This is a genomic window from Parabacteroides sp. AF18-52 (assembly GCF_003479145.1).
Taxonomy (GTDB): domain Bacteria; phylum Bacteroidota; class Bacteroidia; order Bacteroidales; family Tannerellaceae; genus Parabacteroides; species Parabacteroides faecis.
This window is the reverse complement of the sequence record NZ_QUGR01000004.1, coordinates 367877-393406: the sequence shown is the minus strand read 5'-3', so window position 1 is coordinate 393406 and position 25530 is coordinate 367877. Positions and strand designations below refer to the sequence as shown.

22 protein-coding genes and 1 riboswitch are annotated in these 25530 nt (G+C 44.1%); of the genes, 11 read left to right on the top strand and 11 right to left on the bottom strand.

Annotated elements, in window-relative coordinates; all coding sequences use genetic code 11:
* Positions 1–192 precede the first annotated feature (192 nt).
* On the bottom strand, positions 193–1146 hold the full coding sequence (locus DWX23_RS10165; RefSeq protein ID WP_122374394.1) for an NAD-dependent epimerase/dehydratase family protein: 954 nt from the start codon (positions 1144–1146) through the stop codon (positions 193–195).
* Positions 1147–1297: 151 nt separating this feature from the next.
* Between DWX23_RS10165 and kbl the strand changes: the two genes are divergently transcribed.
* Positions 1298–2488, top strand: coding sequence for a glycine C-acetyltransferase (gene kbl, locus DWX23_RS10160; RefSeq protein ID WP_122374393.1), 1191 nt, complete (start codon positions 1298–1300; stop codon positions 2486–2488).
* 206 nt (positions 2489–2694) lie between these two features.
* Here the strand turns inward: kbl and DWX23_RS24970 are convergent, their stop codons facing one another.
* On the bottom strand, positions 2695–2865 hold the full coding sequence (locus DWX23_RS24970) for a hypothetical protein (protein WP_183669684.1): 171 nt from the start codon (positions 2863–2865) through the stop codon (positions 2695–2697).
* A 125-nt stretch (positions 2866–2990) separates the two neighbouring features.
* Between DWX23_RS24970 and DWX23_RS10155 the strand changes: the two genes are divergently transcribed.
* Entirely contained in the window at positions 2991–3842 is an 852-nt protein-coding gene (locus DWX23_RS10155; protein WP_122374392.1) for a histidinol-phosphatase, read from the top strand.
* 209 nt (positions 3843–4051) lie between these two features.
* Here DWX23_RS10155 and DWX23_RS10150 read toward each other — a convergent pair whose 3' ends face one another.
* From DWX23_RS10150 to DWX23_RS10140, 3 genes are read right to left on the bottom strand one after another with little or no spacing between them, the layout of a single operon-like run.
* On the bottom strand, positions 4052–4618 hold the full coding sequence (locus DWX23_RS10150) for a cob(I)yrinic acid a,c-diamide adenosyltransferase (protein ID WP_122374391.1): 567 nt from the start codon (positions 4616–4618) through the stop codon (positions 4052–4054).
* 1 nt (position 4619) lies between these two features.
* Positions 4620–6248: a flotillin family protein gene (locus DWX23_RS10145; protein WP_122352558.1), complete on the bottom strand. Its 1629-nt coding sequence runs from the start codon at positions 6246–6248 to the stop codon at positions 4620–4622.
* Positions 6249–6269: 21 nt separating this feature from the next.
* On the bottom strand, positions 6270–6764 hold the full coding sequence (locus DWX23_RS10140) for a hypothetical protein (RefSeq protein WP_122374390.1): 495 nt from the start codon (positions 6762–6764) through the stop codon (positions 6270–6272).
* A 103-nt stretch (positions 6765–6867) separates the two neighbouring features.
* On the opposite strand from DWX23_RS10140, the gene DWX23_RS10135 reads away from it, so the two are divergent.
* On the top strand, positions 6868–7575 hold the full coding sequence (locus DWX23_RS10135) for a DNA alkylation repair protein (protein WP_233587567.1): 708 nt from the start codon (positions 6868–6870) through the stop codon (positions 7573–7575).
* Here DWX23_RS10135 and DWX23_RS10130 read toward each other — a convergent pair.
* Together DWX23_RS10130 and panB are read right to left on the bottom strand one after the other, a co-directional pair.
* Positions 7568–8893 (bottom strand): cobyrinate a,c-diamide synthase, encoded by a 1326-nt coding sequence (locus DWX23_RS10130; protein ID WP_122374388.1) that lies wholly within the window; start codon positions 8891–8893, stop codon positions 7568–7570. The genes DWX23_RS10135 and DWX23_RS10130 overlap by 8 nt on opposite strands.
* A 179-nt stretch (positions 8894–9072) precedes the next feature.
* Positions 9073–9900, bottom strand: coding sequence for a 3-methyl-2-oxobutanoate hydroxymethyltransferase (panB, locus tag DWX23_RS10125; RefSeq protein WP_122352554.1), 828 nt, complete (start codon positions 9898–9900; stop codon positions 9073–9075).
* 150 nt (positions 9901–10050) lie between these two features.
* Here panB and DWX23_RS10120 point away from each other — a divergent pair, with 150 nt between their 5' ends.
* The 3 genes from DWX23_RS10120 to DWX23_RS10110 all read left to right on the top strand — a co-directional run bounded on the left by DWX23_RS10120 (position 10051) and on the right by DWX23_RS10110 (position 12284).
* Positions 10051–10566, top strand: coding sequence for an outer membrane beta-barrel protein (locus DWX23_RS10120; RefSeq protein ID WP_122352620.1), 516 nt, complete (start codon positions 10051–10053; stop codon positions 10564–10566).
* Between the two features lie 144 nt (positions 10567–10710).
* Positions 10711–11787 carry a GNAT family N-acetyltransferase gene (locus tag DWX23_RS10115; RefSeq protein ID WP_122374387.1) on the top strand — a complete coding sequence of 359 codons (1077 nt, stop codon included), beginning with the start codon at positions 10711–10713 and terminating at the stop codon, positions 11785–11787.
* 29 nt (positions 11788–11816) lie between these two features.
* Positions 11817–12284 carry a hypothetical protein gene (locus tag DWX23_RS10110; protein WP_122374386.1) on the top strand — a complete coding sequence of 156 codons (468 nt, stop codon included), beginning with the start codon at positions 11817–11819 and terminating at the stop codon, positions 12282–12284.
* An 87-nt stretch (positions 12285–12371) separates the two neighbouring features.
* Here DWX23_RS10110 and DWX23_RS10105 read toward each other — a convergent pair whose 3' ends face one another.
* From DWX23_RS10105 to DWX23_RS10095, 3 genes are read right to left on the bottom strand one after another with little or no spacing between them, the layout of a single operon-like run.
* Positions 12372–13328, bottom strand: a complete 957-nt coding sequence (locus DWX23_RS10105; protein ID WP_122374428.1) for an ABC transporter permease — start codon at positions 13326–13328, stop codon at positions 12372–12374.
* A complete protein-coding gene (locus DWX23_RS10100; protein WP_122374385.1) occupies positions 13321–14061 on the bottom strand; it encodes an ABC transporter ATP-binding protein in 741 nt (246 codons plus the stop codon). Before DWX23_RS10100 ends, DWX23_RS10105 begins: the two co-directional genes overlap by 8 nt.
* Positions 14062–14064: 3 nt before the next feature.
* A complete protein-coding gene (locus tag DWX23_RS10095) occupies positions 14065–15219 on the bottom strand; it encodes an NEW3 domain-containing protein (RefSeq protein ID WP_199673264.1) in 1155 nt (384 codons plus the stop codon).
* A 323-nt stretch (positions 15220–15542) separates the two neighbouring features.
* Here DWX23_RS10095 and pgk point away from each other — a divergent pair, with 323 nt between their 5' ends.
* The 3 genes from pgk to nrdG all read left to right on the top strand — a co-directional run bounded on the left by pgk (position 15543) and on the right by nrdG (position 19862).
* A complete protein-coding gene (gene pgk / locus DWX23_RS10090) occupies positions 15543–16814 on the top strand; it encodes a phosphoglycerate kinase (protein WP_122352549.1) in 1272 nt (423 codons plus the stop codon).
* A gap of 166 nt (positions 16815–16980) precedes the next feature.
* A riboswitch (cobalamin riboswitch) is annotated at positions 16981–17189 on the top strand.
* 122 nt (positions 17190–17311) lie between these two features.
* The gene (gene nrdD / locus DWX23_RS10085; protein ID WP_122352548.1) at positions 17312–19405 is read left to right on the top strand and encodes an anaerobic ribonucleoside-triphosphate reductase; all 2094 of its coding nucleotides are present in this window, start codon (positions 17312–17314) and stop codon (positions 19403–19405) included.
* Positions 19389–19862: an anaerobic ribonucleoside-triphosphate reductase activating protein gene (gene nrdG / locus DWX23_RS10080; RefSeq protein ID WP_122374384.1), complete on the top strand. Its 474-nt coding sequence runs from the start codon at positions 19389–19391 to the stop codon at positions 19860–19862. Before nrdD ends, nrdG begins: the two co-directional genes overlap by 17 nt.
* A gap of 7 nt (positions 19863–19869) precedes the next feature.
* On the opposite strand, the gene DWX23_RS10075 is transcribed toward nrdG, so the two are convergent.
* Positions 19870–20970: a Gfo/Idh/MocA family protein gene (locus DWX23_RS10075; RefSeq protein WP_122374383.1), complete on the bottom strand. Its 1101-nt coding sequence runs from the start codon at positions 20968–20970 to the stop codon at positions 19870–19872.
* Positions 20971–21069: 99 nt separating this feature from the next.
* On the opposite strand from DWX23_RS10075, the gene proS reads away from it, so the two are divergent.
* Both proS and DWX23_RS10065 read left to right on the top strand, forming a co-directional pair.
* Positions 21070–22551 carry a proline--tRNA ligase gene (gene proS / locus DWX23_RS10070; RefSeq protein WP_122374382.1) on the top strand — a complete coding sequence of 494 codons (1482 nt, stop codon included), beginning with the start codon at positions 21070–21072 and terminating at the stop codon, positions 22549–22551.
* Positions 22552–22768: 217 nt separating this feature from the next.
* Positions 22769–25486, top strand: a complete 2718-nt coding sequence (locus DWX23_RS10065) for an alpha-L-rhamnosidase (RefSeq protein WP_122374426.1) — start codon at positions 22769–22771, stop codon at positions 25484–25486.
* Positions 25487–25530: the final 44 nt, after the last annotated feature.

The following is a 25530-nucleotide window of genomic DNA, read 5'->3' as shown; positions in this document are numbered from 1 at the left end:
TTGTTAACCTTAAATCTAATACCATGAAAAACACAGTGCAAATATAGAGGTTTTATGTTATTCAGCATAATTTTAGCAAGAAAAATGCATCACCTTAACATTATTTAGCCAAAACATGTTCTACAACACATAAAAACGAAGGGGACACCCGAAACCGGACATCCCCTCTCTTCACCAAACCTCTTATAATTATTATTTACCGAAACGTTCTTTCAGTTTAGCGATCATATCGCGGGTCATTGTATCCAGATCGTAAGTCGGTTTCCAATCCCACTCTTCACGGGCACAAGTATCGTCCAGCGAGTTAGGCCATGATTCGGCAATTGCCTGGCGTAACGGATCGACTTTATATTCCATCTGTAATTCAGGAATGTATTTCTTGATATTGTTTGCAATGATTTCCGGATCGAAACTCATAGAAGCAATGTTGAATGAGTTACGGTGTATCAGACGAGTCGGATCGGCTTCCATGATCTGGATAGCAGCATGCAAAGCGTCCGGCATATACATCATATCCATAAATGTACCAGCAGCGATCGGGCATTCAAACTTTTCACCTTTTACAGCCGAATAGTAAATATCCACAGCATAGTCGGTCGTACCACCACCCGGAGGAGTTACGTAAGAGATCAATCCCGGGAAGCGAACCGAACGGGTATCGACACCAAAACGGATGTTGTAATAATCGCTCAACAACTCGCCGGAAACTTTAGTAACACCATACATTGTACGTGGATTACGGATTGTATCCTGCGGAGTCTTGTCTTTCGGAGTGTTGTTACCGAATACACCGATAGAACTCGGAGTAAATACGGCACAATGCATTTCGCGAGCTACTTCCAATACGTTGAACAAACCACCCATACCGATCTTCCATGCTAACTGAGGTTTTGCTTCAGCTACAGCAGACAATAACGCTGCCAGGTTATAGATCGTGTCGATTTTATATTTAGACACTGTTTCAGCGATCTGCTGTTCATTTGTTATATCAACAAGTGCAGAAGGTCCTGATTCTAATAATTCACCTTTAGGTTCTGCACCGGAAATATAACCTGCTACGATGTCGCCATTGTAGCGTTTTCTCAACTCCATGGTTAACTCTGAGCCGATCTGACCGGTAGAACCGATAATTAATACATTCTTCATTGCGTTTTTATTGTTCTTTTAAGTTTTTTCTGCGGCAAAGGTATAGAGAATAAAATTGTTCCTGCACGATTTTCTTGTGTTTTTTTTTACACATTATCAAAAAAAAATAGGAACTTTGCCCGATTTAAAAATACTAACAAAAAACAAAGTTATGTACGGTAAACTGAAAGAATTCCTTACACAGGAACTGGCTAACATTAAAGCAGCCGGATTGTACAAAAACGAGCGTATCATTACTACGCCTCAAAGAGCCGACATTAAAGTAAATGCCGGAAGTGATGTTTTAAACTTCTGTGCCAACAATTACCTTGGTCTGTCAGACAACCAACGTCTGATCAATGCAGCTAAAGAAGCCATGGATACTCACGGATACGGTATGTCATCCGTTCGTTTTATCTGCGGAACACAGGATCTTCACAAGCAACTGGAAGCTGCCATTTCCGATTATTTCAAAACGGAAGATACTATTCTGTATGCCGCTTGTTTCGATGCAAACGGAGGTTTGTTCGAACCGTTGTTCGGCGAAGAAGACGCTATCATCTCCGATTCACTGAACCACGCTTCCATCATCGATGGTGTACGTTTGTGTAAAGCAAAACGTTATCGTTATGCCAATGCCGATATGGCCGATCTGGAACGTTGTCTGCAGGAAGCGCAGGCTCAGCGTCACCGCATCATAGCAACAGACGGTGTGTTCTCGATGGACGGTAATGTTGCTCCGATGGATAAGATCTGCGAACTGGCTGAAAAATACGATGCACTGGTCATGGTAGACGAATCTCACTCTGCCGGTGTTGTCGGTCCGACCGGTCACGGTGTGGCAGAACAATATAATGTATATGGTAAAGTAGACATCTTCACAGGTACATTAGGTAAAGCATTCGGCGGTGCAATGGGTGGTTTCACTACAGGTAAAAAAGAAATTATCGACATGCTTCGCCAGCGTTCACGTCCTTATCTGTTCTCTAACTCAGTAGCACCAGCTATTGTCGGAGCCAGTCTGGAAATGTTCAAGATGCTGAAAGAAAGCGATGCCCTGCATACCAAACTGATGGGTAACGTATCTTACTTCCGCGATAAGATGCTGGCTGCCGGTTTCGATATCAAACCGACTCAGTCCGCTATCTGTGCCGTTATGCTGTATGATGCTAAATTATCTCAGGATTTCGCTGCCAAGATGCAGGAAGAAGGAATCTATGTAACAGGATTCTATTACCCGGTAGTTCCGAAAGACCAGGCACGTATCCGCGTCCAGTTGTCTGCCGGACATGAAAAAGAACATTTGGATAAAGCGATCGCTGCATTTATCAAGGTGGGTAAAGAGCTGAACGTTATCAAATAAGACAAAAAGAAGGAGTTGTCTAAAAAGTCTATATTAAGGAACGCAGAATACGCAGACAGAGCGCAGAGTCTCGCAGACCATATGTATTATTAATTAAAAAATCTGCGAAACTCTGCGTATTCTGCGTTATCTGCATCCGGTAATAGCTTTTAGGCATCTTCTTCTTTTCTTTCTAAAACAATCTATTAACCTATAAATATACACTTTCAATAATTATTATCTTCCTCGCCATCCACGAGGTTGTTCAGTTCAAACTCCAGACTCACCAGATCCTTCTTCCACGAATTCAAAATATGGGAAGGAACATCCTTAGAAGCTTTATCTATCTTTTCCTGAATATTGGAAACTTCCAACTCCAGCCTTTCACGCCTGTTCATATCTCTTAATATTTATCACCTGTTTAACAATCTCTCAACTATTAAACAACAGTACGGAACAATATGTTTATGATAACCCGGAAAGATTTCCTATCTTTGTGTCCCTAAATAATCGACAATAATTTATGCAGCTTAGTAACTATCACAGTCATTGTACATTCTGTGACGGGCGTAGTACGCCTGAAGACTTTGTAAAGTTCGCTATATCCCATGGGTTCCGGGCGTATGGATTTTCATCGCATTCTCCCCTGCCCTTCGAAACATTCTGGAATATGTCGAAAGACGATATGCCCGAATACCTGGCTGAAATAAACCGGCTGAAAACGAAATACAGTGACCGGTTGGAAATATATACAGCCCTGGAGATCGATTATCTGGATGAAACCTATAATCCTTCTATCGCCTATTTCCGGGAATTACCGTTAGATTACCGCATCGGCTCCATTCATTTCCTCCCTATATCAGAACATTTGTGTGAAGAGAACATGGTCTGCATCGACGGTTCTTTTACCGATTACAAAGCTTCCCTCGATCACTATTTCGAAGGTGATATCCGTAAACTGGTTGCCCGCTATTTCGATTCGACCATGAAGATGATCCAGGCAGGAGGAATCGATATCGTTGGGCACATGGACAAGATTTATATGAACGGACACAAATGCGAAGGTTTCTCATTTGATGCGGACTGGTATCAGGAACCGTTCAGGGCAACCCTCGATCTGATCGCAGAAAAGGGGTTGATGATAGAAGTAAACACCAAAAATCTGGTAAAAAAACAGCAGCTATTCCCTCGGAAAGAATATCTCGGATTACTGAAAGAGATGAATATACCGGTAATGGTCAACTCCGACTGCCACTATCCGGATCTGGTGAATGACGGACGGGAAGAGGCTTTTAAACTACTGAAAGAGATTGGGTTTACGACTACCCGCGAACTGGTGAAAGGGACCTGGCAGGATATCCCTACCGGGGAGTAAACCTTTACATCCTTATATGTAAAGTAAAAAGGGACATACTTTAAGCTCATTCCTCCCTAGATTAAAATACGTAAGGTTGGCATAACAAAAAGGTAAAGCCAAAGCTACAAATACGTAAGGCACGCCTTGCTATTTGGTAACTTTGGCCTTATTTATTCAAAACTGCGGACAAAAGACATTAGATATGCTATCCTAGCATATTGAAGTTCCTATCTTTTACGCTTATACAAGAAGGAGTTCCAGCGCTCTTCGGCATGATCCTGCCTGAACATCTCGTAACGAGCCATTGTAAAGAGCAAGTCTGACAAGCGATTGACAAACTGCATGATCTCTTCCGGAAGCGGGTCTTTCCGGTACAAAGTCCAAAGGCGGCGTTCGGCACGGCGGGCAACGGTACGCGCCAGTTGCAGGTGAGCCGAAATCAATGTACCACCGGGCAGGATAAAGAAGCCGTTATCCTGCATCTGTCCCGTCAAGACATCGATCTGTTGTTCGCAGAAAGACACCAGGTCGTCCGAAAGGCTGTTCGGATTCTTATCACGGATAGCGGACGGAGTTGCCACGTGCGACATCACCACCATCAACTCCCGTTGTATTTTACCTAAGACATCCTGCCACTCATGTTCCGAAGGCAATAAAGCCCGCACGATACCGATCTGTGCATTCACTTCATCCAATGTACCGTTCGCTTCGATACGGATATCGTCTTTCTCAACCCGTTCGCCACCGTGGATACCGGTGCGGCCTTTATCCCCTCCTTTGGTATAAATTCTCATTTTACTTCTTTGTTGTATCTTTCTTATCTTCTTTTTCTTCCGGGTGAATGATTCCTTTTACCGTATCACCGATAGGCAGCTTATCCAATACGCCGAGACTCGGAGCTACAGTTTTAACCAATTGATTCAGGAAGTTACCGGTTGTGCCCTGGCCTCCATCGAAGACAGTGATATCACCCAGCTGTATATGTTCGAATGCCTTCACCTGTTCGCCGGCAATTTCTTTCCACTGATCTACCATCTTATACTGGATAGCGATAGCCGGATTCGATTCGGCGGCCTCGACCATCGCCTTGAAACCGTCGGCTTCAGCAAGCAATGACTTCTTTTTACCTTCAGCTTCGGCTTCCAGCTTCATCTGGATCGCTCTTGCTTCGGCCTCTGCCTGCGCTAATGTTGCCTTTGCTTTTGCTTCGGCTTCACGGATCATCTTTTCGGCAACAGCTTCCGCCTGGAGGATCGCTTCCTGACGGGCGATCTCTGCCGGGACGATCTTTTGTGCTTTCAGGGCAGATTCCACCTTCTTCGCTTTTGCTTCTTCCACTTCACGCTGAGCTATTTCGCGGGCTGCTTGTACGGAGGCTTCTGATCTAGCTGCTGCTTCACCGGCCTGTTTATTTGCTTCTGCCTGTGTTACTGCTAATTCGGCATCCGATTTGGCAACCTCTTTATTTGCCTCATTTCGCCCTACGGCTGCTTTCTTTCCGGCATCGGCTTTCTTGATTTCCATGTCGGAATTCAATTCTGCGATACGGCTTTCCTTTTCTGTATTTGCTTTTTCGATATTGATATTCTTATCGGCTTCTGCTTTGGCTACCTGCGATTCTTTTGATGCATTGGCTACGGCAACCTGCGAGATACGTTCCTTGTCGGCATTGGCTACGGAGATTTCCTGCTGCTTCTTGGTTTCGGCAATCGCGATATCCTGGTCCTTACGTGTTTCGGCTACAGTCGTTTCACGTTCACGTATCTGGTTCGCAATCTTGATAGCACCCAGTTTTTCCTGTTCTTCGATATTCGCCTGGGCTTCATTCAAAGCTTTACTTTCCGCTTCTTTACCCAGGTTGACAATATAGTTGGCTGCATCGCGGATATCACTGATGTTGATGTTCATCAGGTAGAGACCGAACTTGCGTAATTCCGTATCGATATTGTCGCGCACTTTAGAGAGGAATTTATCACGGTCGGAGTTCAGTTCCTCGATCGTCATATCGGCAATGACCAGACGCATCTGACCGTACACGACATCGGTAATAAGGTTCTGCTTATCTTCCGGTTGCAGCCCCAACAGACGTTCGGCAGCATTCTGCATCACCTCGGGGTCGGTACTGATCGCGACCGTAATGGTCGTCGGGACATCCACACGGATATTCTGGGCAGACAAGGCTCCGGTCAGTTTACAATCGATCTGAAGCGGTTTCATCGACAGGAATTCGTACCCCTGAATGATAGGCCAAACGAAGGCAGCACCACCATGATAGAGTTTAGCAGACTTCTCACCGGAGGTCTTACCATACACCACCAACACTTCATCACTCTTACATTTGCGATAACGGGAAAGGATCCCGATAAAAGAAAGGATGATAACCCCTACAAGGATGGCTACCATGATTAACATTTCCTGTGTCATAATTTACTCGCTGATTTATTATTATTGTATATAAATTGTTCCCGATTCCACTTTGCAGATCAACGTCCGGTCTCCGGTCTGGTAGGTTTTACCTTCCAGGGAACGCACTTCCACTTCACGCAAAGCTCCGTTCAAAGCCACCTGTACGATATAACGTATTCCGTCGTGGGCATAAATAGTACATTCCCGTCCGACCAGGGCTTCCGTCTTCTCCGGCTTATTCTCCTTCTGAAGCTGGTAAGCTTTCTTATACAGGAACCATAAAATGAAAACAAACGCCAACCCGATCAGGATTCCGATCAGAAAAGTGGATATGGCTGTACTCTTAGCAATATACATATACCATCCGAAGCCGATACAAAAATGGGTTAATCCTTTAAAGGAAACCACGCTGCCAAGATCGACGTCGACATCGGTGTCCGTATCCAGATCACCAAAGAAGACAGACATGATGAACTGTATCAGAAATATTGCGGATGCGACGATGGCGATCCCCAGAAAAATAGTATTGACCATGGTATGAGTTATTAGTTTTCACGAAAATAAGGATAATTTCGATAAAATGGACATATATAGGAAAAATATGTATGTTTGTAATCAAATATATTATATATACCTCATGAAAACAGCTATAGAACAAGTATGTCAGGCACTGAAAGAAAACATTGATGAAAAGACCCGGCTGAATGCACAGAGCTTCTTCAAAGAGAAGATCTTGTATCACGGAGTAAAAATTCCTATGGTCAACAAGATCAGTAAGGAGTTTTATCAGTCGATCAAGGAACTTCCCAAGAACGAAATCTTTGCTTTATGCGAAGAATTGTGGAAGTCCGGGTATTCGGAAGAATCTTATATTGCCTGCAACTGGTCCTATTATATCCACGAACGATATGAGCCGGAAGACTTTTCTGTATTCGAGGGATGGGTGAATGAATATGTATCCAACTGGGCATCCTGCGACACATTATGCAATCATACCGTTGGAACTTTCCTGGAAATGTACCCGGAATATATTACCCGGTTAAAAGAGTGGGCGCATTCCGACAACCGCTGGACGAAACGTGCCGCCGCTGTAACATTGATCATCCCTGCCAGAAAAGGGCTTTTCCTAAACGATATATTTGAAATAGCCGATATTCTCTTCAATGATCCGGACGATCTGGTACAAAAAGGATATGGCTGGATGCTGAAAGCGGCCAGTGAAGCCCATCAGAAAGAAGTCTTCGATTATGTGATGGCAAAAAAAGCGGCTATGCCACGAACTTCCCTGAGATATGCGATCGAGAAAATGCCCAAAGAGTTGAAAGCATTGGCAATGGCTAAATAAGTCCGTTCAGATAGTCGATGAACCATTGGTTCCTTGCCGGGTCTCCCCAATAAAGATGGGTATATCCGGCGAGCACGTTCTTATATCGGTATAAAGGAGTGTCGACGGGACTGCCCTTAGCAGTATAGGCCGTTGCGACAGACAGGAGTTTCTCTTCCTGAGATTCTATACGTGAATAATGGAATTCGTGGCCCGTTAAGATATGATCCTTATAACGTAACGTACGGTATCCGAGACGAAGTTTCATCTGTTCCATAGTCGCCGATTGGTTCAATAGACCGACTACCGGATAACTCGTTCCTTCGGACGACTTTATATCATTACAGAGATACATCATTCCACCGCATTCTGCAAGCAACTTCCCTCCTGCTTCGGCATAATTGCGAATGGATTGGAGCATGGATCGGTTGGTTGATAATCCGGAAAGGAATAATTCAGGATAACCACCTGGTAAATAGACAAAATCAGATTCCGGCAATCTTGAATCTTTCAACGGACTAAAAAAAGTAACCTTTCCTAACTGGTGTAGGAAACGGATATTTTCCTCATAGGCAAAGTTAAAGGCGGCATCACGGGCTATGGATATTTTCAAAGGAGAAGATTGTCTTTCCTCCTGGAAAGATACGGGCGAAACAGTATTCGGTCGGCAAGCTGTCAATGCTAAAAGACGATCGATATCGACGTGTTTCTCCACTAATTCGGCTACACGGTCGGCAAAAGTATCGAAACAAAATGCTTCATCCAGCGTTAAACCCAGGTGACGACTCGGTATTTCCACATCTGCCTGTTTGGGTAGATATCCCAAAGCTTCCACTCCGGCATCTTCACAGGCTTGTTTCAGAAAGGAATAATGGCTTTCAGAGGCAACGAAATTAAAGACTGCACCGACAATGTTTATTTCTTTATAGAAGTTCCTGAACCCATATAATAAGGGGGCAACGGAGTAAGCTGTACTTTTCGCATTAACGATCAGGATAACGGGGATATTCAGTAACCGGGCAATTTCCGCACTGCTGCCCTTCATAGCGTCATAGCCGTCGAAAAGTCCCATGACACCCTCGGTTACGGCATAATCGGCACCGGATGTATAACGTTGATACAGTTCCCGTATATGTTGCTCCGACATCATGAAACTGTCCAGATTTACGGAAGGGAAACCGGCCGCTTCCTTATGATGGCGTGTATCGATATAGTCCGGTCCGCATTTAAACGGTCTGACTTTTCCACCCCGGTTCTTCAATGCCCGAAGCAATCCGAGTGTAAATGTTGTCTTTCCGCTTCCCGATGAAGCGGCACCTATTAAAAGATGAGCTTTCATAAATAATGTGCTAATATGCCAATGGGGATGGCAATAGATTCAGTATTTATCAAAATTGAATGTAGTGTCGTTGGTAGGGGCGGGGTCTGCCCGCCCCTCTCCATCGGTTGTTATATTATTGTCACAAAGGGCGGGTAAACCCCGCCCCTACAAAACCTGTCATTTGGGTTCAATATTTTCTAATATTGTTCTTTTTCATTCGGGAAATCCTGTGTCTTTACATCTTCAATGTAAGCTTGTACGGCACGAGTGATCTCTTCTCCGATATTAGCGTATCTACGAAGGAAACGCGGAGAGAATCCCATATTGATGCCCAACATATCATGCATCACCAAAACCTGACCGTCTACACCTCCACCGGCACCGATACCGATAATAGGAATAGTCAGTTCGGAAGCGACACGTGCAGCCAGGTCTGCCGGAATCTTTTCCAACACGATGGCAAAACAACCGATCTCTTCCAACAGATGTGCATCGTCAATCAACTTCTGTGCTTCAGCTTCTTCACGGGCACGAACTGTGTAAGTTCCGAATTTATTAATAGACTGCGGAGTCAAACCCAAATGTCCCATGATAGGTATACCTGCACAAAGGATGCGCTCAATGGATTCTCTTATTTCACTTCCTCCCTCCAATTTAATACAATCAGCGTGAGTCTCTTTCATGACACGGATAGCGGAAGCCAAAGCCTCTTTCGAATTACCCTGATAGGTACCGAAAGGCAGGTCTACTACTACCAATGCACGATTAACGGCTTTCATAACAGACTTACCATGATAAATCATCTGATCCAGTGTTATAGGAAGCGTTGTTACATTTCCGGCCATCACATTCGATGCAGAATCGCCGACCAGGATAACGTCCATACCTGCCTGATCAATCAGTTTAGCCATAGAATAGTCGTAAGCTGTCAACATGGATATTTTTTCTCCACGTTGTTTCATTTCCATCAGGCGATGTGTTGTCACCTTTCTTGTATCATCTAAATCCCTCTTTGCAACTGACATAATGCTTTTTTGTTAATTGTTACGGCGACAAAGTTAAGGATATTCTGTAATAAGCAAGACAAACAATAAAATATTTATGCCGTACAACATATGTTTATTTTTGTATATCTTTACAGCCGTTTACATTTAAAGTTTAAAATACAAGCAAAGATGAAAAAGTTAGTTTTTACTTTGGTGGTTGCTTTTATGGCAATCATCAGTGCTGATGCACAGGTTTATGTAGGTGGTTCTTTCAATCTGACTCACGATAAGAACACTGATATCACCAATTTTACTATCGCTCCTGAAGTCGGTTACAACCTGAACAAGAATTGGGCTATTGCTGCAGAAATCGGCTATACTCATGTCAAAAAAGATGAAGCAAAAGCAAATGCATTCAGTTTTGCACCTTATGCCCGTTTCTCTTTCTTTGAAAAAGGTATCGTTCGTTTATTCCTGGATGGTGGCGTTGGTATTTCTACTTATAAAGAAGAAGGTTATGACAATGTCAATGGCTTCGAAGTCGGTATCAAACCGGGTATTGCACTGGAGATATGCAAAAACCTGACATTCGTTACCAAATACGGATTTGCCGGTTATCGTGACGATTACAAATATGCAAACAGCACTTCCGGTATCAGTTTGAGTTCGGAAGACCTGAGTTTCGGTTTCCACTACGAGTTCTAATTAAGAAAACAAAAGACTGTGTCAAAAACCACAGTCTTTTCATCCCGGGCTCAACCCGGGATCGCTTTCTACTTCTCCCCTAAAATATCCGATTGCCCGAAATATATCATTATATTTGCATCTGCTGAAATATAAGTATATAATATGGACAATAGAAATATCACCTCCGACTTACAATTCCGGAAAGCTGAAGAAACGGATATCGAGCGTATCTGGGTCATTATCGGGCAGGCAAAAGAACAAATGCGCCGACTTAACAGCCACCAATGGGATGAAAGTTACCCGGCTCTCGAAACGATCGATCAAGATATAAAAACAGGTAACGGCTACGTTTTTTGTAAAGAAAATAAAGTGGTAGCCTATGGTGTCATCTCATTTGACGGAGAACCTGTTTATAAAGAAATAGATGGTAAATGGACGAATGAACTTCCTTATATGATCGTCCACCGTCTGGCTATTGCCGACGAAATGAAACGCCAGGGAATAGCCAAACGTTTCATGCTGGAAGCAGAAAAGGTCAGCCGTCGGAAAGGTATTTATAATTTCCGTGTCGACACCAATTACGACAATGAATACATGCTTCACCTGATCGATTCGCTAGGGTTTGAATATACGGGAGAAGTCTGTTACCGAGGTAACAATACAAGAAAGGCATTTGAGAAATGTATTTATCCTCATGTCTCGTCTTTCGGTGTTCCGGGTTATACTATCCGTGAAGCTATTTACGAGGATGCCGAAGTTATTTATAACGCGATAGATAAAAATCGTGACGATCTGCGAACCTGGTTACCGTTTGTCGATAGCCTGAAAAGTATTGCCGACGAACAATCGTTCCTGGAATCATCCTTAAAGGTCCCGTATGAAGAACGGGATATCGTCTATATCATTGAGAAAGGCAAAAGCATCTGTGGATTGATTGGCTTCCATTTTTCAGACCGCGCCAATTATCGTACGGAAATAGGTTATTGGCTGCTCCCCGAATACAGAGGGAAAGGCATTGTGACACGAGCCGTACATCATTTATGCCTGTTGGCTTTCTTTGAAAAAGGTTTCAACCGCATCCAAATAAGATGCGCCGTAGGCAACGCAGCCAGCAATGCCATTCCTCAACGCTTAGGATTTACACAAGAAGGTACGGAACGCGACGGTGAACTTTTAATAACCGGAGAATATACAGATATTAATGTATATAGCATTTTGAAAAAAGAGATTGCAGAATAAATTATCAAAAAGAAAGATTCAGTATATTTATGGAACAGGAAATCCAATTAAACGATCACAACAAACAGGAATATCCACCTATGCACACTGCCGAACATATTCTTAATCAGACAATGGTCCGGATGTTCGGTTGTCCCCGTTCTAAGAACGCTCATATAGAAAGGAAAAAGAGCAAATGTGACTATATTTTATCGGAAGCCCCCTCTGCAGAAACAATGGCTGAAGTGGAACGCCGTGTCAACGAAGTCATTGAACAACATCTGCCGGTTACTATTGACTTTATGCCACGTGAAGCGGCTGCCGATATTGTAGATTTGAGCAAACTACCGGAAGAAGCCAGCGAAACATTGCGCATCGTACGGGTAGGCGATTATGATGCTTGTGCCTGTATCGGTGCCCATGTCAGCAATACCTCTGAAATCGGACGGTTTAAATTACTGAACTACGATTATACCGACGGACGGTTACGTCTGCGTTTCAAACTGGAAGCTGTGTAAACCAGGATATGGTTTTGAGATATAAAAAAAGAAAGGCTCCTATCTGATACAAAACAGACAAGAGCCTTTTCTCTATTTATTATCAAATTATCGGGAACGCACTTCTCGTCTCATAAAAGAGACATACGATAAAGCAAAACAAATAACTGTCGCAGCAATCAATCCGGTCAACTGTGGCCAGACAACCAGCAGACTCTGACCTAACGGCAGCGGGCTGGGAATAGCCCCATGTACCTGCTCCATAGTCAATGGTCCCAGGCTACGGACTGAAGGCATCAACAGAGTTGTCGTTGCCTCATTGAACAACTGACTCGGTGCAAACCGTAACAGATTCAGCATAAAACGCTGATAATGTACAAACTGATAATCACTGGCAAAGTCTGAAGGACTAAGTGCTTTCCCGATCAGGTTAATGATCATATTATAGAAAACACTGAAAAACAGCCAGATCGCCACACAGGCCAGCGCTGAAGTCGCAGCTTGACGGAATTGTATGGAAAAGAAAATCGACAGATTCAGCCAGAATGCTACGTAGAAGATACTGACGATAATAAAGAACACCATTCGCAAAAACTCTTCCGCCGTTGGAGGAATCCCGATCGCAATCAGGCCAAAACCCATCACCAGAAATCCGAGGGCAAACAACATGATACCTATCACGATCAAAGCACCTACGAATTTCGCATTGATCAGGAAATCCCGATGGATCGGTTGAGACAGGATACGACTCAATGTACCCCGGTTCTGTTCCGAGTTTATCGCATCAAATCCCAAAGCAATCCCTAACAGTGGTCCCAGGAAACTGATAAACACGACAAAAGAAGGTAGAGTTCCATCCGATACGGTAAACAGTTTCAGGAAAAGGAACGCATTGTCCGGATCATTCGGTTTAATGGAAGCCCCAATATTCGTCAAAGCCGTATACAGTGACCCCATACAAGTCAGAGCGATAATGACGATCAGGATAATGAACCGCCAGCTCCTTACATGATCGGACACCTCTTTATTCACAATAACCCAAAATGGATGATACACTCTATTCATGATCTTTACCTCCTTCGAAATAACGATTATAAATATCATCAAGCCCATGCTCCCTCTTCTGCTGTTCGGTCAGTTCAATATCTGCCAGCAGTTTCCCCTTACAGAACAAGCCAACCCGGTTACAAACCTGCTGCACCTGGTCCAAATGATGGGAAGAAAACAAAACAGTCAATCCCTCTTCGCTACTGAGCTGATGGATCAGATCCATAAACTCACGCACACCGGAAGGGTCAATTCCCGAAGTCGGTTCATCCAGAATAATCACTTCTGGCTCTTTTATCAGAACATCTGCCAAGCCCAGGCGCTGACGCATACCTCTTGAATATTTACCGGCCTTCTTCTTTCCTTCATTGGCAAGCCCTACCCTTTCCAATAATTGCCCTGCCTTTTCCTTGGCTTCATTCTTCCGAATACCGTTCAACTGTGCGGTATATACGAGATTTTCAATACCGGTCATATCATCGTAAAAGCCGACATCTTCCGGTAAGTAACCGACTATCCGTTTCACATCGATCGGATGTGTTGTAGAGTTTATACCACAAACTTTCACTGAACCGGCAGTTGGCTCCGTTAGTCCCAACATCATCAGGATCGTAGTCGACTTCCCTGCCCCGTTAGGCCCCAGCAATCCGAATATATCTTTCTTGTTTATCCGGAGGTTCAAATCGTTCACCGCAGTAAAATCACCATACTTCTTTGTCAGTCCGGTAAGTTCAATAACAGGTTGACACATGGCTTACCTCCTTCCATATTTGCGGAACAGATAATAAACACCTCCCAATACCAAAATAATAATCAAGACACCGACCCATCCCCAGATCATCGGGGTCTTCACAGAAATACGGAAATCGGCTGTAGCATTCACCTCCGGAGTTTTGGCCTCCATCTTCGTCACATAATCGCCGGGAAGCGCTTTTTTAGATGCCTTTACGGTAGCAATCACACTGGTTGTCTGTCCGGCTCCCAGCTTTACCACTTTGGCAGGATCGAAGGTCACCTCCCAGTCGACTGGTTTACTTGCAGAAAGCTGTACATCCTTCAACTCTGCCGAACCTGTATTCTTAACAACCAGATCGATCTTTTTTGTTTCTCCCGCTGTGATATCGGAACTAAGCAAACCTCTTGGTGTGGATAGCTCCATTTCGTATGAACCCGTTATCACAACCTCCAAATCCAGATCGGCAGAAGTGGAGCCGGTAGAAGCATGAACAGGAATTTTGTAGCTACCGGCAGCAACATTAGCCGGAGGATTGATATCAATCGTTATATTTTGAGTAGCATTCGGTTCAACCTGCGCAGATGTCGCCTGCTTATAATTTGGTTTGAATACCACATTCCAACCTCTTTCTACTTCAGCCGTCAGGGCATAAAGCTGTTGTTCCGCAGTACGGTTCTTGATCGTTGCATTAAAGGTAAAAGTAGATTTGGAGTTACCCTCCATATTCGGCTGAGTTGTTGTAAAATCAGTCTGATAAGTTCCCTGCTTGGAAACGGTAATCGTAAGCGGAAGCTTAGCCATACCATCGGCCGAAACCGTAAAATTATAAGTTCCCTTATTCACTTTCACCGGCACTTCCACTTTCAGGGAAAAATTCTTCTTCTCATCAGGAAGGACCGAAAGCTGGCTGATCGAATATCCCCCGGACTTTACTTCATAACTCCATCCCCGAGGTATTCCCTCGACAGAGATAGTCGCGTTTTTCACTTCGTCACTCTTGTTAATGACGTCAATACTGTAATCGATCGACTCCCCCGGCGGAACCGCTATCTTTGTGTAGGGAGTATACAACATCACGCTCTTTTCAGAATCACCAGCGTGGACTTTACTACAAGGGATTATTCCCAATAACAGTACAAATAATAGGTTTAAACAGTTAATTTGCATTTTCATAATGATTTTTATAGAGTATACAAAAATGATTACTTATTAGCCGGGGGCAAATATATATACTGAGAGTATTAGATACTTTTAAAAGAATTAAAAAAAAGCTATCATAAAAGTACCTCCCTTTCCTATCTGGTAAATCTCTGTCATGAATGCGACAACAAACGGGCCTTTCCCTATACATTATATATATACACCCCCAAAAGAAGCCATTTGTATGCTAAACAGACCGAATTATTCTGCAAATGTAACATTGAAATAAAATATTTTTGTGTAAGTTTGCGAGCGCTAAGAAAGACATTTTATACAGAAATTTAAATACAAGAGTTATGCAATCAATTGACAATTTCAATTTTGCCGGCAAAAAGGCATTTGTTAGAGTTGACTTCAACGTTCCATTGGACGAAAACTTCAACATCACAGACGACACTCGTATTCGTGCCGCTCTTCCTACACTTAAGAAGATCCTGGCAGACGGTGGCAGCGTAATCATAGGTTCTCACCTGGGCCGTCCGAAAGGCGTTACTGATAAATTTTCACTGAAACATATTTTGGGTCGTGTATCTGAATTACTGGGCGTAGAAGTTCAGTTTGCTAACGACTGTATTGGTGAAGAAGCTGGCGCTAAGGCTGCAGCTCTGCAACCGGGCGAAGCTTTATTGCTGGAAAACCTTCGTTTCTATGCAGAAGAAGAAGGCAAACCAAGAGGTTTGGCAGAAGATGCAACAGACGACGAAAAGAAAGCTGCTAAAAAAGCAGTAAAAGAAAGCCAGAAAGAATTCACAAAGAGATTGGCTTCTTATGCAGACTGCTATGTAAACGATGCATTCGGTACTGCTCACCGTGCTCATGCTTCTACAGCTCTGATTGCTGATTACTTCGATGCTGACCACAAGATGTTCGGTTACCTGATGGAAAAAGAAGTAAAAGCTGTAGAAAAAGTAATGAACGACATCGCTCGTCCGTTTACTGCTATCATGGGTGGTTCTAAAGTTTCTTCTAAGATCGAAATCATCGAAAACCTGTTGAACAAGGTAGACAATCTGATCGTAACAGGTGGTATGACTTATACTTTCACAAAGGCTATGGGCGGTAAGATCGGTAACTCTATCGTTGAAGACGATAAGTTGGATCTGGCTCTTGACCTGATGAAGAAAGCAAAAGAAAAAGGTGTAAACCTTGTATTGGCTGTCGACGCAAAGATTGCTGACGCTTTCAGCAACGACGCAAATACAAAATATGCTAATGTTAACGAAATTCCTGACGGATGGGAAGGTCTTGACATTGGTCCTAAGACTATTGAAATCTACGCTGACGTTATCAAGAAGTCTAAGACTATCCTTTGGAACGGTCCGACAGGCGTATTTGAATTCGAAAACTTCACCGACGGTTCTCGTGCAGTAGGTAACGCTATAGTTGAAGCTACTAAGAACGGTGCATTCTCTCTTGTTGGTGGTGGCGACTCTGTTGCTTGCGTTAACAAGTTCGGTATTGCAAGCGAAGTTTCTTACGTATCTACAGGTGGTGGTGCTTTACTGGAAGCTATCGAAGGCAAAGTTCTGCCGGGTATCGCTGCTGTTAAAGGCGAACCGTACAAATAATTTTAGATATTGTTTATAATATCCTAATTAAATATAAAACTCCGGTGAAGTGATTTCACCGGAGTTTCTTGTTTTATAATCACTACCTCATAATATCCCATCCGGGATATATTACGGAAGAATAACATAGCCATATATGGCTCCTTGCAATATTGAATTAATTCATATCTTTGTTATCGACAATGGTTTCCGAATCACAATTCAGTGAGGAAGATTAAAAGGGAATCCTGTGAAAATCAGGGACTATCCCCGTAGCTGTAAGTTTTATTCCTGCAAAGGAAAAATGTTGTAACCTCTGTATGCCACTGGTCTCAGATCGGGAAGGTGTTACAACAGAAACAAGTCAGAAGACCTGCCATTTCAATCAGACAGAATCCAGCGCTTTCGGGTGAAAAGCAGTGGTATGAATCCTTTATAAGATCCATTTATCACTTTATCTCCGGGAATCATTGCGGAACTGCATGAACAGAAGTATTGTTTAATCTTAAATAAAAAGTATGATCAGCACGGAGATTTTTATTGTCAAGAGAGATGGTAAAAAAGAAGTATTCTCACTTGACAAAATCAAAAATGCAATAGCTAAAGCATTTTTATCAGTAGGTAGTTTCGCTACCCAGGAAGTAATAACCAATATCCTCAGCCGCATCAGTGTCAGCGAAGGGACAAGTGTGGAAGATATTCAGAACCAGGTGGAAGTTGCTTTGATGGCAGAACATTATTATGCGGTAGCAAAGTCATATATGCTATACCGTCAGAAACATCTGGAAGACCGGGAAGTTAGGGATAAACTGCGCTTTCTACTGGATTATTGTGATGCATCCAATCCGGCTACCGGAAGTAAATACGACGCTAATGCCAATGTAGAGAATAAAAATATCGCCACACTGATAGGTGAGTTACCGAAATCGAACTTTATCCGCCTGAACCGCCGCCTGCTGACAGACCGGTTGAAAGATATGTACGGAAAAGAAGTATCGGACCGTTACCTGGAACTGCTGAATCACCATTTCATTTATAAGAATGATGAAACGAACCTTGCCAACTATTGTGCCAGTATAACCATGTATCCCTGGCTGATAAGCGGTACAGCTTCCGTGGGAGGCAACTCTACGGCCCCAACCAATCTGAAATCTTTCTGTGGTGGTTTCATCAATATGGTATTCATCGTTTCAAGCATGTTGAGCGGTGCATGTGCAACTCCCGAGTTTCTGATGTATATGAATTATTTCGTCGGATTGGAATATGGAAAAGATTATTACCGGCACGCCGATGATGTGGTAGACTCGTCCAGTAAGCAACGTACAATAGACAAAATGATTACAGACTGTTTCGAACAAATAGTCTATTCTATCAACCAGCCGACCGGTGCCAGAAACTTCCAGGCTGTATTTTGGAATATTGCCTATTATGACAAATATTATTTCAACAGTCTTTTCGAGAATTTTGTATTCCCTGACGGCAACAAGCCCGACTGGGATTCGTTAAACTGGTTGCAAAAGCGGTTCATGAAATGGTTCAACAAAGAACGTACCCGCAACGTTCTGACCTTCCCGGTCGAGACTATGGCGCTCCTGTCGAAAGATGGAGATGTACTCGATAAGGAATACGGGGATTTTACGGCCGAGATGTATGCCGAAGGACACTCCTTCTTCACTTATATGAGCGATAATGCCGATTCGTTAAGCAGTTGTTGCCGTTTGCGCAACGAGATACAAGACAACGGTTTCAGTTATACGCTGGGAGCCGGAGGGGTATCTACCGGTTCTAAAAGCGTATTGACAATCAACCTGAACCGTTGCATACAGCATGCTGTGAAGTCCGGTATACTTTATCCGTTCTTCCTGGAAGAGGTAATCGATCTCGTACATAAAGTCCAGTTGGCCTACAACGAGAATCTGAAACAGTTACAATCCAAAGGCATGCTCCCCCTGTTCGATGCCGGTTATATTAATATGAACCGCCAGTATCTTACGATCGGGGTGAACGGATTGGTAGAAGCTGCCCAGTTTATGGGTATCGAAATCAATGACAACCCTAAATATGAAACATTTGTACAAGAAATACTCGGCATGGTAGAAAAATACAACAAAAAGTACCGTAATAAAGAGGTCTTGTTCAACTGCGAAATGATTCCTGCCGAAAATGTAGGAGTAAAACATGCTAAATGGGACAGAGAAGCAGGATATCAGACATTTCGCGATTGTTATAACAGCTATTTCTATATCGTGGAAGATACGACACTCAACGTTGTCGACAAGTTCCGTATCCATGGCCGACGTTATATCGAGCATCTGACCGGTGGTTCGGCACTACACATGAATCTGGAAGAACATCTGAGCAAAGAACAATACCGCCAGTTACTACGTGTCTCAGCTATAGAAGGTTGTAATTATTTTACATTCAACATTCCTAATACCATTTGTAACGATTGCAACCATATCGACAAACGCTATTTGAAAGAATGTCCTAAATGCCACAGCCAGAATGTGGATTATCTGACCCGCGTTATCGGTTATATGAAACGTATCAGTAATTTCTCACAACCCCGGCAGAAGGAAGCTCATATCAGACATTATGCTACGTTACACTGATTACGATATTGTCTTTCAGGAAGTACCGGACGAGATAACGTTGGCGATCAACATATCTAACTGTCCCAACCAATGCAAAGGTTGTCATAGCCCCTATTTACTGAAAGATATCGGCGAACCACTGACAGAAGATAGCCTTACCGTACTTCTCAGGAAGTACGGTAAGGCTATTACATGCGTCTGCTTCATGGGCGGAGATGCTTCACCTGCAGATATAGAACAATTAGCAGAATATCTGCATCGTCAGACTGTCGCTCCGGTAAAAGTTGGATGGTATTCGGGAAAAACCGAACTGTCTCCGGCTATTGATCTGGATTTCTTTGAATACATCAAACTAGGTCCCTATATAGAACACCAGGGAGGACTGAAATCACCCGCAACAAACCAACGTTTCTACCGTATCGAGAACGGAGTGATGAAAGATATCACTTACCGATTCTTTTCTACAGCTAAATAACAAACAGCTAGAACCGGACCGGTTTACCGCTTTTAGCACTCTTTATGGCAGATTCAAGAATCTCCACAACAACCAGGTTGTTCTCCAGCGAAGACAGATCGGTGGGAGCAACCTGGATTTCTTTACGAACGGCTGCTTTCAGATAATAGAAAGAATCATTATAGGGAGCTTCCAATGCTGGAGGTTGTACTGTAGTTTCTTTCCGGTCGGTGTAAATACGCATGGAAGTCGGCGTGTCCTGATAAATATATCCTTTAGTTCCGTAAATATGCATATCTTTCCGTCCTTTCGGCCAGTTCCACGATCCCATAATCTGTACGGTTGCGGAAGGATATTCAACCAGAATCGTCGCATCATCGTCCACGTTCGGATATTTATCCGGTTTAAGCTGTTTCAGAACTGCATATACACTTACCGGCCTCTCTCCGTCCATCAGCCAGGTAACCAGATTCGCCCCGTAACAACCGAAATCGACAACAGCCCCGCCCCCATTCAGTATCGGGTCAGTCAACCAGTCGGTAAACTCTTTACCGCATCCGATCTCGATAGGACCTTCATGCCCGTCATAGACCTCCATACGATTTATTTTACCTATCGCATCCCCTTTCTTTATTAAACGGTAAGCCTCATGGTTCGTATTATACCAGGTTGTCTCATAATTGGTAAGCAACAAGGTATTATTTTTGCGTACCAACTCGGCCATCCGGTTAGCATGTTGCATATTGACAGCCAAAGGCTTCTCCACCATCACATGAATACCACGCGGTGCACAAGCCTCTACTACGGCCAGATGATCATAAACAGAACCATAAGCTACCACTACTTCCGGCTTTGTCTTATCCAGCATTTCTCCCAGATCGGCATAAAAAAGAGATGCATCCAGTTTCTTCCGAAGCGGGTTATTAGCCCTCAACTGCTCATCCGGTTCGGCAACACCTACTACTTCAAAATCTCCCCTATCCATGCGGATAACTACTTCATGGAGATGTCCGTGCGACACACCTACCACTCCCAGACGAAGCGGCGCCGTATTCTGAGCATTCAATATAAAAGATAAACAAACAACAGACAGTAACAAGAATGTCCTGATAATCTTGTGAGTATTCATGGCCTATATAATAAGAATTGTTTGTGACAAAGATATAAATATTTTTGTACCTTTGCCCCTCATAAAAAAGAATAGGTAACATATATAACAATAAAGAAGATGGCAAAAGAGCTGAAAGAACTGACCAAGAGAAGTGTAAACTACTCTCAGTGGTACCAGGATCTGGTAATTAAAGCGGATTTGGCAGAAAACTCTGCTGTACGTGGCTGTATGGTTATCAAACCTTACGGATACGCTATTTGGGAAAAGATGCAACGTATCCTCGACGATATGTTCAAGGAAACAGGACACGTAAACGCTTATTTCCCGCTATTGATCCCGAAATCATTCTTGAGCAAGGAAGCCGAACACGTAGAAGGCTTCGCCAAAGAATGTGCAGTTGTTACACACTATCGTCTGAAAACAAATCATGACGGTACAGGTGTAGTTGTCGACCCGGCAGCTAAACTGGAAGAAGAATTGATCATCCGCCCGACTTCAGAAACGATCATTTGGAACACATACCGTAACTGGATCCAGTCTTACCGCGACCTGCCTATCTTATGCAACCAGTGGGCTAACGTAATGCGTTGGGAAATGCGTACCCGTCTGTTCCTTCGTACTGCCGAATTCCTGTGGCAGGAAGGACATACTGCTCATGCAACCCGCGAAGAAGCAGAGATCGAAGCAAAGAAGATGCAGGAAGTATATGCAAACTTTGCCGAAAACTATATGGCAATGCCGGTTATCAAAGGTGTAAAATCAGCCAGCGAACGTTTTGCCGGTGCTTTGGATACATATACTATCGAGGCTATGATGCAGGACGGAAAAGCTTTGCAGGCAGGTACTTCCCATTTCCTGGGACAGAACTTCGGTAAGGCATTCGATGTTACTTTCATCGACAAAGAAGGAAAAAGCGACTATGCATGGGCTACTTCGTGGGGGGTTTCCACCCGTCTGATCGGTGCCCTGATCATGTCTCACTCAGACGATAACGGTTTGGTATTGCCTCCTCATCTCGCTCCGATCCAGGTAGTGATCGTTCCGATCTACCGCAGTGAAGAGCAACTGGCACAGATCAGCGAAAAGGTGAACGGTATCGTTACCAACCTGAAGAAGATGGGTATCTCTGTTAAGTTCGACGATGCAGACAATAAGAAACCGGGATGGAAGTTCGCCGAATACGAACTGAAAGGTGTTCCCGTACGTCTGGCCATGGGTGGACGCGATCTGGAAAACAATACGATTGAAGTAATGCGTCGCGATACGTTGGAAAAAGAAACCATCACTTGCGACGGTATCGAAGAATACGTACAGAACCTGTTGGAAGAAATCCAGCAGAACATCTTCCGGAAAGCACTCGATCATCGTACAGCCAGCACGATTACAGTCGATACCTATGAAGAGTTCAAAGAAAAGATCGAAGAGGGCCTCTTCATCATGGCTCACTGGGACGGTACTCCCGAAACAGAAGAGCAGATCAAGAACGAAACCAAAGCAACTATCCGTTGTATACCTCTGGCAGGTGACAAGACACCGGGTAAATGCATGGTTACCGGCAAACCTTCTGCACAACGCGTATTGTTTGCACGGGCTTACTAAGCGAAATACATATAACTATAGAGAGGATATGCTTCCAGAAGTATATCCTCTTTTTGTTACAAGACCTAACCATACTCTCCAATATAAAGTATCATTTTACAAAGAAAAAAGGTCAAAAATAGAACCTTCCTCAATACTCAAAGTTCTAATTTTGTGCAACAAGGGATATGAATTATCCCTATCTCTGAATAATAGACCTAACATAATTCAAATGCAGATGAAAATAACCTTATCCTCTTTATTAACCTCTCTGGTTATCATTCTGGCTGGATGTACTTCCGGCCAAACGGTCAACCTGAATGATCTCCGGGTTGAGATGAAAGAAAACCCGGTAGGTATCGGTGTCGCACACCCACGCTTCATGTGGAAACTTTCTTCCGGATCACCCGATCTTATGCAGACTTCGTATCAGATACAGGTCGCCGAATCGCCCGACCAACTGAAAAGCGGCAAGGACCTGTTATGGGACAGCGGCGAAGTAAAAAGCGATGAATCCGTATTGATCCCTTACGGCGGAACCCCACTGCAATCCCGCAAACAGTATTACTGGCGCGTTAAAGCCAATACAAACCAGGGATCGACCGAGTGGAGCAAAACAAATACCTGGTCGATGACCCTTCTCAACCCGTCTGACTGGAAAGCGACATGGATCGGAGAAAAGAACCTTTCCAACCCCGGAGAAACATATAAAGGTAAGACACGCCTTGCCGCCCGTTACCTTCGTAAAGAGTTCACGGCAGACAAACCTGTCCGCAGAGCTGTCCTTTATATATCAGGGCTCGGTTCTTCCGAATCATACATAAACGGCAAACGCATCAGCGAAGATATCTTCGCTCCCGGACCATCCTGGTATCCGTCCCGGGTATATTATAATGTATATGACGTGACCGGGTTATTATCAAAAGACAAGAACACGATCGGCATCGCCCTCGGTAACGGCCGTTATTTCGGTATGAGAGACTTGCAGGAAGCAACTTTACCTTCCTTGCTGGCACAGTTGGAGATCGAATATGCCGACGGTTCACAGACAATCCTCGTTAGCGATACTTCCTGGAAGGTAACCTCCAAAGGTCCGATCATCGCCAACAACGAATTCGACGGAGAAGAATATGATGCCCGCCAGGAATTGAACGGATGGAACAAAAACGGCTTCGACGACAGTAAATGGCTCACGGCAGATGTAATGGATACTCCCGCAGGCGAATTAACCGTGCAAGCTAACCCGAACCTCCGTATCCAGGATCAAATCAAACCTGTCGGCATCACCGAAAGACCGGACGGCAAATACATCATCGATATGGGGCAGAACATGGTAGGCAGACTGGCTATCGACCTGAAAGGAAAAAAAGACCAACCTATCACGCTGAAGTTTGCAGAGATATTGAAAAAAGACGGCTCACTCTACCTGGATAACCTGCGTAGTGCCAACGTTACCGATATCTACACACCTGCCCAGGACGGTAAGTTCAGTTGGGAACCGTCATTTGTTTACCACGGCTTCCGTTTTGTCGAAATCTCCGGACTCGACTATAAACCGGAGTTAGCATCTTTCACCGGAAAAGTCATCTACGACCAGATGAATACGACCGGTAAGTTTGAGACATCCAATCCGTTGGTCAACCAGATTTACCAAAATGCTTACTGGGGTATCCGCGGAAACTACCGTGGAATGCCGACCGACTGTCCGCAGCGCGACGAACGCCATGGCTGGCTCGGAGACCGTGTAACCGGTGCTTACGGGGAAGCATTTATCTTCAACAATGCCCTCCTTTATAATAAATGGCTACAGGATATCGAAGATTCCCAAAGTCCGGAAGGAAGCATCTCCGATGTATCGCCCCGCTATTGGACGATTTATAACGACGATGTCACCTGGCCTGCCGCTTATTTCTATGTTGCCAACCTCCTATACCGCCAGTTCGGGGATAAGAGTGCCATCATCAAACACTATCCGTCCATGAAACGCTGGATGCAACACATGGAGGCTACGGCAATGCAGGATAATATCATGATAAAAGATACATACGGCGACTGGTGTATGCCCCCTGAATCGCAGGAACTGATCCACTCGCAGGACCCTGCCCGTAAAACAGATGGTGCAATCCTAGCAACGACCATGTACTACAGCCTGCTGAATATGATGAGCGAATTTGCCCGTTTAAGCGGACAGGAAAAAGATATTGCCACTTACCAGCAGCTTGCCGCAAAGATGAAAGAGGCCTACAATGCCAAATTCTTCAATCCGGAAACGGCCCAGTATGGCAATAACACAGTTACAGCAAACCTGTTATCATTACGCCTGGGACTCGTTCCGAGAGGCTACGAAACAAAAGTCTTCGCCAATATCGTAAAGAAAACAGAGGAAGACTTCGGCGGACATGTCAGTACAGGTGTCCTGGGTATCCAACACCTGATGCGCGGTCTTAGCGAATACGGTCGTGTAGATATCGCCTGGAAAATCGCCACCAACGAGACTTATCCCAGTTGGGGATATATGGCGAAAAAAGGTGCAACCACTATCTGGGAGTTATGGAACGGAGATACTGCCGATCCTGCAATGAACTCCGCCAACCATGTCATGTTGCTGGGCGACCTCATCATCTGGTATTACGAAGACCTGGCAGGTATCAAATGTGCCCCTGAGTCAATCGCTTACAAGAAACTGATCATGGCTCCTGTATTCCCGGAAGGATTGGATAGCGTATCCGCATCCTACGAATCAGTCTACGGAGAAATAAAAAGTGCCTGGACAAAGAAAGACGGAGCTTTCAAATGGGATATTACCATCCCTGGGAATACTTCAGCCGTCGTACGCATACCGAAAGAGTTCGGTGTGACCGCTTCCGGTCAGCCGGGCATCAGACAGACGAACGAGACAGCCGACTATACAGAATTTGAAATCGGTTCGGGTAGTTATCATTTCGCAAACAAATAATTCGTTTCTCTCAAAGGAACAGAACGTATATCATTTGCACACAC